The following is a 13,488-nucleotide window of genomic DNA, read 5'->3' on the forward strand; positions in this document are numbered from 1 at the left end:
GTCGGGATCTTTGAAATGAACGATAAGAAAGCGTTGCGCGTACTGTTCTGCATGGGCATCAACCAGAACTTCTTCGATGCTCCACGGGAAGAGCAGCTGCAGGTCTGGGCTGCCTTCAGTGCGATGTGGAATGGCATCCATGACCTGGCCGGGGTCAACGTGCTGGGCAACATGGATGACGACCAGGGCATGGTCGGCCCGTCGGACGGCTTCCCCTGGACCACCTACCTGCTGGCCGACGTGCCGGACATCGAGACCGTCCATGCAGCCTGCAACCTGTTCCGTACCACGGCAGTGGGCGAGGGGCCGTACAAGTTGTGGCGCTACGCCAAGGTAGAGGCTCGCGTCGGCCGCGAGCTGATCATCCAGCGCGCCTGAACACCTCAGTATCGAGAACAGCCAGCCATCGATGCTGGCAAGGAGTACCCCGTGACCAACCTGATTCCCGCCCTGAACCTGGCGGTCGACCCGGCCGAACTGGTGCAGGCCGACCGTGTCCACACCTCGCTCTACACCGACCCAGCGCTGTTCGACGCCGAGCTGGAAAAGATCTTCCACAGCACCTGGATCTGGGTCGCCCACGAAAGCGAAGTCCCCGACGCCGGCAGCTACAAGACCACCTACATCGGCAAGCAGCCGGTGATCGTGGTGCGCGATCGCAAGAAAGGCATCAACGTGCTGCTCAACCGCTGCCGCCACCGCGGCGCCACCGTCTGCGAGCACAAGAAGGGCAAGACCAACAGCTTCGTCTGCCCCTACCACGGCTGGGGCTACGCCCTGGACGGCTCGCTGCGCGGCGTGCCACACCCGGAAAGCTACGGCGACTGCATCGACAAGGCCGAGCTGCCGCTGGTCAGCCTGCGCACCGAACGCTATGCCGGCATGGTCTTCGCCACCTTCAAGGACGACATCGAGCCGCTGGAAGACTTCCTCGGTGCGGCGAAGAAGTGGATGGACCTGTTCATGAAACAGGGCGCCGGCTATGGCATCAAGGTGCCCGGCGAGCACCGCTTCCGCTTCCCCGGCAACTGGAAGATCCAGCTGGAGAACACCACCGACGCCTACCACTTCCCGCTGGTGCACAAGAGCTTCTTGTCCTCGGTCGACGAGCAGACCCTGGAGCTGTTCGACTTCGTCAAAGGCCCCGGCTACGTCGAGGACCTGGGCAACGGCCACAGCGTGATGGTGATGATCCCCGACCTGGTCGACCTCGAAGCCGACCTCGACAAGCCGATCCCCGAGCGCTTCGAGGCCCTGGCCGCCGAACTGCGTGACGAAGGCATCGAGGAGCAGCAGGTACGCCGCATCGTACGCGCCGTCGGCGGCTCGGGCTTCAACCTCAACCTGTTCCCCAACGTCGCCTGCTCCATGGCCTTCTTCCGTGTGCTGCAACCGATCTCGGTGACCGAGACCGAGATCCATCACTCGGTGATCACCATGGACGGCGGACCGGCTGCGGCCAACCGCTACCGCCTGCGCCTGCACGAGCACTTCCAGGGGCCGATGGGCTTCGGCACCCCGGATGACTCCGAGGCCTGGGAGCGTGTCCAGAAAGGCGCCAACGCCGGCGAGAACCTGTGGATCATGCTCAACCGTGGCCTGCCCGGCGAGAAGCCCACCCCCGATGGCCTGGTGTCCGACGTCAGTGCCGAGACCGGTATGCGCGCGGCCTACCAGCAGTGGAAGAAGATGATGACCGCGGAGGCCAAATGATGAACCTCGAGCTGCTCAACGAAGTCACCGCCTTTCTCTGGCAGGAAGGCGACATGCTCGACCACGGCGAGTACGACGGCTGGCTGAAGCTGTGGACCGAAAAAGGGACCTACATCATCCCGATCGATCCCAAGGAAACCGATTTCGAGAACACCCTGAACTACGCCTACGACGACCACCACATGCGCGGCCTGCGCGTGCAGCGGCTGATCGGCGGCGAGTCGATCTCGACCAGCCCGCAGCCCCGCACCGTGCGCACGATCTCGCGCATCCGGGTGCTCGACGATGACGGCGTCAACGTCACCGTGCGCGCCGCGCAGAACATCCGCGAGTTTCGCAAGGAAAGCCTCAAGCACTACAGCGCCGATGTGACCTACACCCTGGTGCGTGCCGAAGGTGGTTTCAGGATCCACCGCAAGGTGATCAGCCTGATCAACAGCGACGATACCCTGGCCGGTATCGGCTACATCCTGTGAGGGGGCGAGCATGAACCAAGTTGCATTGGTCACGGGCGCCGCACAGGGCTTGGGGCAACGCTTCTGTGCCCAGCTCCTGGCCGCAGGCTTCGATGTCGTGGTCTCCGACCGTGATCTGGCGTTGGCCGAAGCTGCGGCTCAGGCATTGCAGGGGTCAGGGGGGCGCACACTGGCGGTGAAGCTCGACGTAGGCTCGAAAGCCGATTTCGAGCAGGCCTTGGCACAGGTGCTGGAACACTTCGGCGCGCTGCACGTGGTCGTCAACAACGCGGCGGTCACCAAGACTACGCCGCTGATGCAGATCACCCCGGACGAATTCGATGCGGTGGTCGGCCTGAACCTGCGCAGCGTGTTCCTAGGGTGTCAGGTGCTGGGCGCGCACATGGCCGAGGCCGGTTACGGTCGCATCATCAACATGGCGTCGCTGGCAGGACAGAATGGAGGGACCGCCACCGGCGCCCACTACGCGGCGAGCAAGGGGGCGATCCTCACCCTCACCAAGATCTTCGCCAAGGAATTTGCCAGCCGTGGCGTCACCGTCAATGCCATTGCGCCCGGGCCGATCGATTCGCCTGCGGTGCGGGCGGCGGTGCCGGCTGAACGCATGGAGGGGCTGCTCGCCGCTATCCCGGTGCAGCAGCTGGGCGATGCCGATTTCCTCGGCCAACTGATCGTGCAACTGGCGCGGCCTGAAGCCTACTTCACCACCGGGGCGACCTGGGACGTGAACGGCGGGCTGTTCATGCGTTGAGTTTTCCGGAGGCGCCCGTTCGCCTCCGATGTTATGCAGGACACTGCCATGAAAGAAGAATTGTTGAATGTCGTCGTGCGCAAGCGCGAAATCCAGGGCGCCGATGTCGTCGTCCTGGATCTGGGGCATGTCGATGGCGCGGCGCTGCCGGCCTTCGAAGCGGGCGCTCATGTGGATATCCATGTCGCCCCCGGCGTGGTGCGTCAGTACTCGCTGTGCAGCGACCCGGCCGATACCTCGGTGTATCGCCTGGGTGTGTTGAAGGACCCTGCCTCGCGCGGGGGGTCAGTGGGGGTGCACCAAGCCCTGCTCGAAGGGCGCGAAGTGCAGATCAGTGCGCCGCGCAACCTGTTCCCGTTGGCACCCGACGCCCAGCGCACCCTCCTGCTCGGGGGCGGCATCGGCATCACACCGATGATCGCCATGGCGTTTGCCCTGCATCAGCAGGGGGCCGATTTCGAGCTGCATTATTGTGGACGTTCGCGCACGCACAGCGCCTTTCTGGGCGAGCTGGCCGATGCGCCCTTCAAGGATCGGGTGGTTACCCACTTCGACGACGAGGATCCCGCACAGCGCCTGAACCTGGCCGCGGTGCTCGGTAGCGGCACGGCCGGGACGCACCTGTATACCTGCGGGCCTGCAGGCTTCATGGACTGGGTCATTGGAGGCGCTCGCCAGCAGGGCTATGCCGAAGACCATATCCACAAGGAATACTTCCAGGTAGAGGTCGATGCCAGCGGCGGCGGTTTCGAAGTGGTCGCCGCGCGCAGCAACAAGACGGTTCAGGTCGCCCAGGGGCAGACCATCCTCGACGCCCTGGCCAAGGTCGGCATCAAGATCGAGATTTCCTGCGAACAAGGCGTGTGCGGCACTTGCATGTGCGAAGTGCTGGAGGGCGAACCCGATCACCGTGACGTGTACCTGACAGACGAAGAAAAGGCCGCCAACGACCAGATTCTGGTGTGTTGCTCGCGAGCCAAGTCCAACAAGCTCGTGCTGGATATTTGAGGAGAACGACCATGGTAGACGTAACCCAATTTCGCAACGCGATGGCGATGCTCGGTGGCGCCGTGTCGGTCATCACCACCGACGGCCCTGCCGGGCGCTTCGGTTTCACCGCCTCGGCAGTGTGCAGCGTTACCGACTCGCCCCCTACGCTGTTGGTCTGCATGAACCGGTCTTCCCACTCCAACGAGCATTTCAAGACCAACAAGGCGTTGTGCGTGAACGTGCTGGCAGGGACTCACCAGGCGCTCTCGGGAGCGTTCGCCAACCGTGACCTGAACATGGAGGAGCGCTTTTCCACCACCCACTGGACAGTGCTCGAAAGCGGTGCGCCGGTGATGCAGGAAGCGTTGGTCAATTTCGATTGCCATATCGCCCAGGTTCACGAGGTGGGTTCACATAGCATTTTCTACTGCGAAATCCAGGACATTCGCTGCGGCGGCGCCGACGACGGCCTGGTGTATTTCAACCGCGCCTATCACCGTCTTGGAGAAGCTTCCAAAGCGTGCTGACGGCGCTCGATGCCTCACCCTTTGCCCAGCAGCGCTGGGCTTTTTTCGGCAAGGGCGTCGATACCTCTAGAAGGTTTCGAGGTTGTGGAACACCACTTCGAGCATCCGGTTCAAGCGCTGTACCTGAGCATCGGTCAGCCCTTTGAAGCTGCGCTGGAACAGCTCCCGGGTCACGTCCTGCATGCGTTCGATCATCAGCACGCCCTGCTCGGTGATTTGCACCTGGGTAACACGACCGTCCTCTGCGCTTTGGGCGGTCTGTACCAGGCCGTCGTCTTTCATTCGATAGACGATCTTGGTCGTCGTCGAAAGCTTGGCAATGGCATGGGTGGAGATTTCCGAAATGCTCGACTGACCATTCTCATTCAGGATCCAGAGCACACGCCAACGAGGTACGTCCAGATCGACCTTCTTGAGCAGGCGCTCCATGTTCTGCGAGTAGCGACCATGAACGCGGGCGAGCCAGTAAAAGGGGAAATCTTCCTTGCGAAATTCATCGCTGGCGGGGTCGTGGTGGGCGTGGCCTTTCAGTGTCGAGTTACTCATGGCTTCACTGCGTATGCGAAATAGTCGCGACATCATAGCCGGTTCGGTGGATTTGGCCATGATGGAAACGCCTCGAACCGCCGTCGGACGCAGACTGCATGGGGCTGATTTTTAATGGAATGTTCAGTTGATGTTTCATGTGAATAGTAAGCGTGCCGCCCTTGGCTTCACTGGCACCCCATCATCGAAGAGGTAGCTCAGAATGACCATCATCGTGGAAACCCTCGACCTGGGCGGCACCGGCCCGCGGGTCGTTGTCAAGGACACCATCGACGTCGCCGGGACCGCGACCCGCGCGTCGAGCAAGTCACTCGAACAGGCACCCTTGGCGGCTCAGCATGCCGATGTGGTCACCCACCTGCTGGCCGCCGGAGCCCGTTTGACGGCCAAGGTGAGCCTTCATGAGTTGGCGTTCGGCACCACGGGCATCAACCACTACACTGGCACAGTCGTGAACCCTCATTATCCCGAGCGGATTCCGGGGGGGTCTTCCAGCGGATCGGCCGCTGCGGTTGCCGCTGGCCTGGCTGACTTCAGCCTCGGTACCGACACCGGAGGCTCGGTGCGCATTCCCGCCTGCTGCTGTGGGGTGTTCGGTTTCAAGCCAACGTTCGGCCGGGTCAGTCGCAATGGGGTGATGCCACGTCACACCACGCTGGATTGTGTCGGGCCGTTCGCCGCCAGCTTGCCCATGCTGATCCGGGCGATGACCATGATGGATCCCACGTTCGTATTGGCTCAGGTGCCACGCCAGGCCAGGGTGGGGGTGCTTCGGGTGACTGCCGAGGCGGCGATCCAGAAGGTCGTGCATGAGGCGCTCACCGCCAGCGGCCTGAGCCTGGAGGACATTGCATTCGAGCACTTCGATGCCGCCTATGAGGCAGGCATGGTCGTCATCAACCGTGAGACCTTCGATGCCTGCGGCCACCTTCTGGCAACCGGACAGGTAGGTGCGGATATCGCCGGGCGACTGGCCGCAGCAGGCGAAACGACCGCGTCGGCCTTGGCTGAGGCAGAAGCCGTGCGTCGACGATTCACCGAGGAGGTGGACAGCGCGTTGACGCGATTCGATGTGCTGGCGCTGCCGACCATGCCGGACTTCCCGCTGCGTGTCGAAGACGCAAGCGATACACGGGCTGTGCTTGGCATGACGTCGCTGGTCAGGCCGTTCAACCTCTCGGGTCATCCTGCACTGTCCATTCCACTGGTCAGCGAATCGGGCCTCCCGGTCGGGCTGCAGCTCATCGGCGCCAAGGGGGCCGACGAAAAGCTGTTGGCAGTCGCCGAGCGCCTGCTGCAGAACATGCATTGCGCAACACCTCAGTGATTCCCACGCGGGTTGGTCTTGACCAGCCCCTCATGTCCATCCTGGAACCGATCCTAGGAGCCTGTCCATGACCGATATCGACGACCTTCGCGAGCGCTTGCGCCGCTTTGAAAGCCAGCAAGCCATTCGGGTGTGCATCAACCGTTACATGACCTTGTGCGATGCACTGGACAGCGCCACGCCCCTGGATGAGCTGGCGCTGCTGTTCACCCGTGATGCCGTGTGGGAAGGGAAGGGAGCCCGATACGCCTCCAGTTTCGGGGGCTACCGAGGCCGGGAGGCGATCAGGTCGATGTTCGCGACCTACATGAAGACGCCAGCGCATTTCGCCCTCAATGTGCACTTCCTGACCAGCGAGGTGATCGAGGTCGATGGCGACCACGGGCAGGCCACCTGGATGATGCTCCAGACCAGCACGTTCAGCGAAGGCGCTTCTCATCTCAATGCTGCACGTCTGACGGTGCGCTTCGAGCTGGAGGAGGAGGCGTGGCGCATGGCGCACTTCCAGACTGAAAACCTCTTCAGCCGCCCGGTCACGGCCTGGAACAGCGATGCGCCACTTCCGGTGCCTGACAAGACGTAGCACACGCCAAGTGACGTTTGGCACGGCGATACAAATCGTTGACAGCGATGAACAAGTGCCGCAGCGAAGAGCCGGATACCCTCGACCGATCTTTTGCGTGACGTGATTCATTTCTTGCCTACAGGTGGTTCCATGAGCGATATCCAGATGCTTCCCCGCGTTCAGCACTTTCTCGACAGTGCGCCCGGCAGTTTCGTCGATGGGCGTGCCGTCAGCGAGCCGAGCGCCGAGCAGATCGAGATCGTCGATCCCTCTACCGCTGCGGTGTTGACCCAGGTGGCGCACGCCAGCGAAGCGCTCGTCGATCAGGCTGTAGCGGCAGCGAAAAAAGCGTTCCATGGCACCTGGGGGAGCACCTCGCCCTATCTGCGCGGTGTGGCGCTCAATCGCCTGGCCGATCTGATCGAGGCCAATGCCGAAGAACTCGCTCAGCTGGAATCGCTCAGCTCCGGCAAGTCGATCCACCTCACTCGCCAGCTGGAAGTGCCGCAAAGCGTCGTGTTCCTGCGTTACTTCGCCGGTTGGGCCACCAAGATCCATGGCCAGACCGCTACACCTTCGCTGCCCTCGTTCCAAGGTGAACAGTACGCTGCCTTTACCCGTCGTGAAGCGGTGGGCGTCGTCGCTGGTATCACCCCCTGGAATTTTTCGTTGATGATCGGCATCTGGAAAATTGCCTCGGCGCTCACCTGCGGCTGCACCATCGTGGTCAAGCCCAGTGAGTTCACCCCACTGTCACTCCTGCGGATCGCCGAACTGGCCGGCGAAGCAGGCGTGCCGGCTGGCGCACTGAACATCGTCAACGGACGTGGCGCTATCGGTCAGCAACTGATCAACCATCCAGACGTGAGCAAGGTGTCGTTCACCGGTTCGGTGCCTACGGGCATTGCGGTCGGCAAGGCAGCGTTCAATGCCAACTTGACGCGGGTGACCCTGGAACTGGGGGGCAAGAATCCGGCGGCGTTTCTGGCCGATGTGGATGTCGATGCGGCGGTCGAGGGGATCTTGCAGACGGCTTACGTCCATCAAGGCCAAGTCTGTGCAGCCCCGGAGCGGCTCTATATCCACCGCAGTAAAGTCGACGCGATCTGTGCGCAGCTGGCTGAGCGCCTCGGGGCATTGAAAGTGGGCGGTGCCTTGGATGAGTCGGCGCAGTTCGGCCCGCTGGCCAACAAGGCGCACTATGACAAGATCCTGGCATTCTTCGCGCGTGCCAATGAGCGCCAGCAAGTCATCTGCGGAGGGAAACCGGTTTCACGGCCCGGTTATTTCGTCGAGCCTACGCTCATCAAGGCCGAGCATGAGCATGACCCATTCCTGCAGGAGGAAACGTTCGGTCCGATCGTGACGGTCCTGCCCTTCGACGACGAAGAAGAATTGGTGCGCATGATGAACGATTCACCCTTCGGACTGGGGGCGAGTGTCTGGACCAACGACCTGTCGAAGGCCATGCGCCTGGTCCCGCGCATCGAAGCAGGCATGGTCTGGGTGAACATGCACACCTTCCTCGATCCCGCCGTACCCTTTGGCGGCGTGAAAGGTTCGGGGGTCGGTCGCGAGTTCGGCAGCGCCTTCATCGATGATTACACCGAGCTCAAGTCCGTCATGATGCGGTTCTAGCCTCGTCAGACGGCTGTACGGCGTCGGCAGGATCGGCAGGGACGCCGAAGGGGGCGCAAGCCCCTTTGCTGCCAAGCGGTTCAACGGGCTTCAAGCGTTAGAGGTAGGTTTTTTCGATCAAAGACATTTGCGACACTGTCTTCACGACATTTTCACCTTGGCCTTGGCACGATGAAGCCACATCCGTGAAACACATTCGCCCGCCTTCCCCAGCGGGCTTTTCTTTGCCCGTCGGTTTTATCTTGAGCCTTCTCAAAGCGCTCCACGGGTACCACTCCCTCCCACGGGTACGCGTGCGCGATTGCCCCGTGCGAACCACGTCACTACGATGGCGCTTTCTCCCCACAGAGATTCGCCGTGCCCATCCCGAACACAGTGCTCAACATCGCGACCCCCGTCATCATGCTTCTGGGGCTCTACTGCCTGGTGCGCTGCATCGCGCGAGCGCGACGGATCATCTTTCCTGATGTGCGCATCCGGTTCGCAGCCAGTGCCAGCCCCTGCACACTGACGTTGCCGCAGCCAGGCCGGTACGTGATCAACCTCGTGATCCCGCCCTTGACCTTCATCACCGGCGTGGCGTATTTCGCCGCCCGGTTTTCCGTCGCCACTTCGCCCGGTGGCGAGCCATTGGCATATCGCGCCTATGGCCGTTCGCTGTTCAGCGTCCAGAGAACGGACATGTCCGGGAATCAGTCCATGCCCTTGGGCGCGTTCGACTGCGCCGCGCCAGGCGACGTCGTGATCACCTGCCTGAACCCCGAGACGATACGGGCGAAGTATCAGCTGGAAGTGGCGCCCCACGTGCCGCCCTTGACGGTCGTCTGCCTCGTGCTGGCGATCATCGCGTCCTTTGCCATGACCTTCGGCGGCTTGATCGTCTTCCTGCTCTCGCTGGCCGGACGCGTCTGAGCCGCTCGTGCAGTGCCAGCTCTGGCGCAGGGTGGTGCGCGTACACCCATGGTTGTCAGGTCAGTAAGTACCGTCTTCAACCCGCAGTGCCGACGCGGCCTTCACGAAGTCGATGAAGGCGCGCAGAGGGGAGGGCAGGTAACGTCTGCCAGGGTAGTAGAGGTAGGGGCCGTTGAAGGATTGCCACCATGGCTCCAGCACCGGTTCGAGCGCACCACTTTCCAGGTGAGGGCGCAGCCACTCTTCGAAAAGGTGGACGATGCCCAGACCGTCGATCGCCGCCTGTATCGCCAGGTCGATGCTGCCGATGCCGACGACCAGCGGGCCACTCGGCTCCACCAGGACGGTTTCGCCTGCACGCGCGTAGGCCCAGGGCGGCATCGCCCCGCTGGGGAACTTGCCCCGCAGGCAGGCATGCTCGAGCAGGTCGCTGGGCTGTTCAGGGCGCCCGTTGAGCGCCAAGTAGGCCGGGGAGGCCGCCGTGGCGCAACGCTGTATGCGCGGGCCTATGGGCACGGCGATCATGTCTTGTTCCAAGCGCTCTTCGTAGCGGATGCCTGCGTCGCATCCGGCCGCCACCACGTCCACGTAGCTGGCTTCGGCGACGATCTCCAGACGGATGTCCGGATAGGCCTTGAGAAAGGGCGTGATGAGACTGGGCAGCACCAGGCGCGCCGCACTCAGCGGCACGTTGAGTTTCAGGGTGCCGCATGGCCTGTCGCGAAAGTCATTGACCACGTCCAGTGCGGTGTCGAGTTCGCCCAGGATCGGCACGATACGATCCAGCAACCGGCTACCGGCCTCCGTGGGTACGAGGCTGCGCGTCGTGCGGTTCAACAGCCGTACGGCGAGCCTGGCTTCCAGTCGCCGCACGGCGTCGCTGAGACTGGACGCGGACATGCCACCCAGCCGAGCCGCCTCACGAAAGCCGCCGGCGCTGACGACCCTGACGAACGCCTGCATGTCTTGAACGTCGACGCCCACTGTTCGCTCTCCCGTACGGCCCGTCCCGATTGCACCGGATTATCGGCCTGTCGGTCAACCGTTAAAGTACCGGCACACTTCATCGCACAGGCGCATCCACATGACCCACGTCAGCCACGCAGGTACTTTTCTCTTGGGCGATCGCCTCGTCCACCGCATGGGGTACGGGACGATGCAGCTTGCAGGCCCAGGCGTGTTCGGCCCCGTCAGGGACCGAGCCCAAGCGTGTGCCGTGCTGCAGGCGGCAGTGGAAGCCGGTGTCGATCACATCGACACCGCAGACTTCTATGGGCCTCATCTCACCAACCGATTGATCCGCGAAGCGCTCCAGCCCTATGCCGCCCACCTGACCCTCGCGACCAAGGTCGGCGTGCGGCGTGGCGACGATGCCTCCTGGCATCCGGCAGCGGCGCCTGGCCAGTTGCGGCAGGCAGTGCACGACAACCTGCGCAACCTGGGTGTCGAGGTGTTGGAGGTGGTCAACTATCGTGCCTGGGGGACGCAGCATGCGCCCGATGAGTCTTCGCTCGAAGAGGCCTTCACCACGCTGGCGGAGCTGCAACACCAAGGGCTGATCCGTCACCTCGGCCTGAGCAACGTGTCAGCCGTCCAGGTGGAGCAGGCCAGGCGCATCGCGCCGGTGGTCTGCGTGCAGAACCACTACAACCTCGTGCATCGGCGGGACGATGGATTGATCGATACCCTGGCGTCGCTGGGCATCTCCTACGTACCGTTCTTCCCGTTGGGCGGCTTCACGCCTCTGCAATCGGACGTGTTGGCCCGAGTCGCCGCTGGGATGGGCGTCTCGCCCTCGAGCGTGGCGCTGGCCGCGTTGCTGCAGCGCTCACCCAACATCCTGCTGATTCCGGGCACGTCCTCCCTGGCGCATCTGCAGGAAAACCTGCGCGCCGCCGCGCTGGTGATCGCGCCCGACGACCTGGCCGAGTTGCAGGCGCTGGCTCCATCGGCGCATGGAGAGAAGGCGTAAAGGAGGCGGCCCCCCCTCGAATCAGGCGTGGCCGGCAGCGCGAGGTTGCGTCCTCACCCCTCGGGCAAGGTCACCCCACAGATGAAATCGCTCGAGCCGAGCCGGTGCGACCCGTACTCCACGACATACCCCTCGCCGCGTCGCTCGGCCTCGATGCAGGCGGTCTGCCGGTCGGCGTACACATCGACGAAATGCCAGGGGTGCCGATCGCGCAGCACGCCCCATCCCAAGACCCAGCCAGCTCGATCAGGGTCTGGTGGCAGGTTTCTGGCCAAGCTGCGAAGGCTCATCGGGCATGTCTCCAGGCAGGTGAGGGTCAACGCTACTATGGAAGGCTTCAGGGCGGATACTGGACGTTCATCCACGCAGGACGAAGTCTGTGTCAGGCACTCGAAGGCAGTGCGTGTGTGAGGACCCAGGGCGACCTCCAGGCACTACTCTTCAGGGGTCTGGAATGCGTATTCCCGTTGCGCACCCGCCCTGCACATCCGACTCTCCAGCAGCGCCGTCATCTGCTCGAGCGACCACGGCTTGGACACGAACAGCGCCGTGGGCGGCAGCGTGCCGTTGAGGTCGCCATTGCCGCCACTGGTGACCAGCACCGGCAGGGTAGGGTCCTGTTTGTAGGCCGCCCAGGCCACGTCCCAGCCATCCACCCGGCCTGGCGTGTTCACATCGGTCACCAGCAGGCTCCACGGCTGCCCCGGCAGCAGGCTGACGCCAGCGTCGGCCGTATCGACGGCCACGGCGCAGCCACCGATGTCCTCGACGATCGTTACCAGAAATTCGCGCAGCGATGGCTCGTCTTCGATGATCAGTACAAGCGTGTTTTCCATGAGCATGAGCCAGACAATCGATAGACGATTGAGCCGACAGCCGCCCACCCGTTGTATCGCCCGGACCAATGGCCCTGTTTGTACAACTTTCGGCCCTTTCACGGGCATTTGTACAAGGCTGCCACAGTGCCATACCCTTCGACCGCGCCGCCGAGGTGGCCATCGCCCATGAGCGCCTCCTTGTGTCAGGATGGGGCCTTTTCCCGCCCAAGACGCCGCCATGCTCCCACGCCATCTGGTCCGCCGCCTCGACCTTCTCACCCTGCAGCTGTTCGTCTCGGTCCACGAGGAGGGCACGCTCACCCGTGGCGCCGATCGCGAGATGATCGCCCTGTCGGCGGCCAGCAAGCGCCTGAACGACATGGAGCAGGCGTTGGGGATCGAAGTGTTCGAGCGCAACGCCAAGGGCATGCTGCTCACCGCGGCGGGCGAGACCCTGCTGCACTACGCCCGACGTATCCTGGGTGATCTCGAGAAGATCAGCATCGACGTCGGCGAGCACCTGCACGGGGTCCGTGGCTATGTGCGCATGCTGGCCAACATCTCGGCGATCATCGAATTCTTGCCCGAAGACCTGCAGGCCTTCATCGCCAGTCACGGGCAGGTCAAGATCAACCTCGAAGAGCGGCCCAGCGCCGGTGTGGTCAAGGGCATCCTCGACGGCTTCGCCGACCTGGGCATCTGTTCGGCCGACACCGAGATCGACGGCTTGCTGGCCGTGCCCTATCGCCAGGATGAACTGGTGGTCGTGATGCGGCCCGAGCACAGCCTGGCCGGCGAATCGCAGCTCGACTTCGCGCAGACCCTGGCCTTCGACCATGTGGGGCTGCATGCCGACAGTTTCATCAACCTGCGCACCCATGCCGCCGCGCGCGCCTGTGGCAAGCCGCTGCGGCTGCGCATCCATGTGCCGGGCTTCGATGCGGTGTGCCGCATGGTCCAGGCCAACCTCGGCCTCGGCGTGCTGCCGCGCAAGGCCTTCGAGCTGATCGGCCGGCCCCTGGGGTTGACCGCAGCCGCCTTGCAGGACGACTGGGCCCTGCGGACCTTGCTGTTGGTCGTACGCGACCCTGCCGAACTGTCGCCCGTGAGCCGCTTGCTCTACCGGCACCTGCAAGGCGGCTGATACGGGCCTTCGTGTTTCACGAAGGCGTCTTGCGGATTTACGGTTGGTCGAGGCCTGGGGGCCTCGCTTAGGCTGGCTGCACATTCCAAGAACAACAAGGGAGCAGCCC

Annotated in this window: 16 protein-coding genes; 12 read left to right on the top strand and 4 right to left on the bottom strand. The window is 63.3% G+C overall.

Annotation, left to right across the window (positions count from 1 at the left end):
• Positions 1 to 15: 15 nt before the first annotated feature.
• The 6 genes from APT63_07025 to APT63_07050 are packed head-to-tail and all read left to right on the top strand — an operon-like array spanning position 16 to position 4,457.
• Positions 16 to 378 carry an IacB protein gene (locus APT63_07025; GenBank protein AMA45401.1) on the top strand — a complete coding sequence of 121 codons (363 nt, stop codon included), beginning with the start codon at positions 16 to 18 and terminating at the stop codon, positions 376 to 378.
• A gap of 51 nt (positions 379 to 429) precedes the next feature.
• Positions 430 to 1,713: a Rieske (2Fe-2S) protein gene (locus tag APT63_07030; protein AMA45402.1), complete on the top strand. Its 1,284-nt coding sequence runs from the start codon at positions 430 to 432 to the stop codon at positions 1,711 to 1,713.
• Entirely contained in the window at positions 1,713 to 2,189 is a 477-nt protein-coding gene (locus APT63_07035; GenBank protein AMA45403.1) for an aromatic-ring-hydroxylating dioxygenase, read from the top strand. The genes APT63_07030 and APT63_07035 overlap by 1 nt, the downstream gene beginning before the upstream one ends.
• Positions 2,190 to 2,199: 10 nt before the next feature.
• Entirely contained in the window at positions 2,200 to 2,940 is a 741-nt protein-coding gene (locus tag APT63_07040; protein ID AMA45404.1) for a 3-oxoacyl-ACP reductase, read from the top strand.
• Between the two features lie 48 nt (positions 2,941 to 2,988).
• Entirely contained in the window at positions 2,989 to 3,948 is a 960-nt protein-coding gene (locus APT63_07045; protein ID AMA45405.1) for a Vanillate O-demethylase oxidoreductase, read from the top strand.
• 11 nt (positions 3,949 to 3,959) lie between these two features.
• Positions 3,960 to 4,457, top strand: coding sequence for a flavin reductase (locus APT63_07050; protein ID AMA45406.1), 498 nt, complete (start codon positions 3,960 to 3,962; stop codon positions 4,455 to 4,457).
• A gap of 66 nt (positions 4,458 to 4,523) precedes the next feature.
• On the opposite strand, the gene APT63_07055 is transcribed toward APT63_07050, so the two are convergent.
• Positions 4,524 to 5,003, bottom strand: coding sequence for a MarR family transcriptional regulator (locus tag APT63_07055; GenBank protein AMA45407.1), 480 nt, complete (start codon positions 5,001 to 5,003; stop codon positions 4,524 to 4,526).
• Positions 5,004 to 5,205: 202 nt separating this feature from the next.
• On the opposite strand from APT63_07055, the gene APT63_07060 reads away from it, so the two are divergent.
• The 4 genes from APT63_07060 (at position 5,206) to APT63_07075 (ending at position 9,445) form a co-directional block, all read left to right on the top strand.
• The gene (locus APT63_07060; protein AMA45408.1) at positions 5,206 to 6,330 is read left to right on the top strand and encodes a glutamyl-tRNA amidotransferase; all 1,125 of its coding nucleotides are present in this window, start codon (positions 5,206 to 5,208) and stop codon (positions 6,328 to 6,330) included.
• Positions 6,331 to 6,397: 67 nt separating this feature from the next.
• Positions 6,398 to 6,913 (top strand): polyketide cyclase, encoded by a 516-nt coding sequence (locus APT63_07065; protein ID AMA45409.1) that lies wholly within the window; start codon positions 6,398 to 6,400, stop codon positions 6,911 to 6,913.
• 132 nt (positions 6,914 to 7,045) lie between these two features.
• Positions 7,046 to 8,533: an NAD-dependent phenylacetaldehyde dehydrogenase gene (locus APT63_07070; protein ID AMA45410.1), complete on the top strand. Its 1,488-nt coding sequence runs from the start codon at positions 7,046 to 7,048 to the stop codon at positions 8,531 to 8,533.
• Positions 8,534 to 8,890: 357 nt separating this feature from the next.
• On the top strand, positions 8,891 to 9,445 hold the full coding sequence (locus APT63_07075; GenBank protein ID AMA45411.1) for a hypothetical protein: 555 nt from the start codon (positions 8,891 to 8,893) through the stop codon (positions 9,443 to 9,445).
• Between the two features lie 60 nt (positions 9,446 to 9,505).
• Here APT63_07075 and APT63_07080 read toward each other — a convergent pair whose 3' ends face one another.
• Positions 9,506 to 10,408, bottom strand: coding sequence for a LysR family transcriptional regulator (locus tag APT63_07080; protein AMA47812.1), 903 nt, complete (start codon positions 10,406 to 10,408; stop codon positions 9,506 to 9,508).
• Positions 10,409 to 10,529: 121 nt separating this feature from the next.
• On the opposite strand from APT63_07080, the gene APT63_07085 reads away from it, so the two are divergent.
• A complete protein-coding gene (locus tag APT63_07085) occupies positions 10,530 to 11,417 on the top strand; it encodes an oxidoreductase (GenBank protein AMA45412.1) in 888 nt (295 codons plus the stop codon).
• 53 nt (positions 11,418 to 11,470) lie between these two features.
• Here the strand turns inward: APT63_07085 and APT63_07090 are convergent, their stop codons facing one another.
• Both APT63_07090 and APT63_07095 read right to left on the bottom strand, forming a co-directional pair.
• The gene (locus APT63_07090; GenBank protein AMA45413.1) at positions 11,471 to 11,707 is read right to left on the bottom strand and encodes a hypothetical protein; all 237 of its coding nucleotides are present in this window, start codon (positions 11,705 to 11,707) and stop codon (positions 11,471 to 11,473) included.
• Positions 11,708 to 11,851: 144 nt separating this feature from the next.
• The gene (locus tag APT63_07095) at positions 11,852 to 12,259 is read right to left on the bottom strand and encodes a hypothetical protein (GenBank protein AMA45414.1); all 408 of its coding nucleotides are present in this window, start codon (positions 12,257 to 12,259) and stop codon (positions 11,852 to 11,854) included.
• A 214-nt stretch (positions 12,260 to 12,473) separates the two neighbouring features.
• Between APT63_07095 and APT63_07100 the strand changes: the two genes are divergently transcribed.
• Positions 12,474 to 13,379: a LysR family transcriptional regulator gene (locus APT63_07100; GenBank protein AMA45415.1), complete on the top strand. Its 906-nt coding sequence runs from the start codon at positions 12,474 to 12,476 to the stop codon at positions 13,377 to 13,379.
• Positions 13,380 to 13,488: the final 109 nt, after the last annotated feature.

Source organism: Pseudomonas monteilii, assembly GCA_001534745.1.
Lineage (GTDB): Bacteria > Pseudomonadota > Gammaproteobacteria > Pseudomonadales > Pseudomonadaceae > Aquipseudomonas > Aquipseudomonas alabamensis.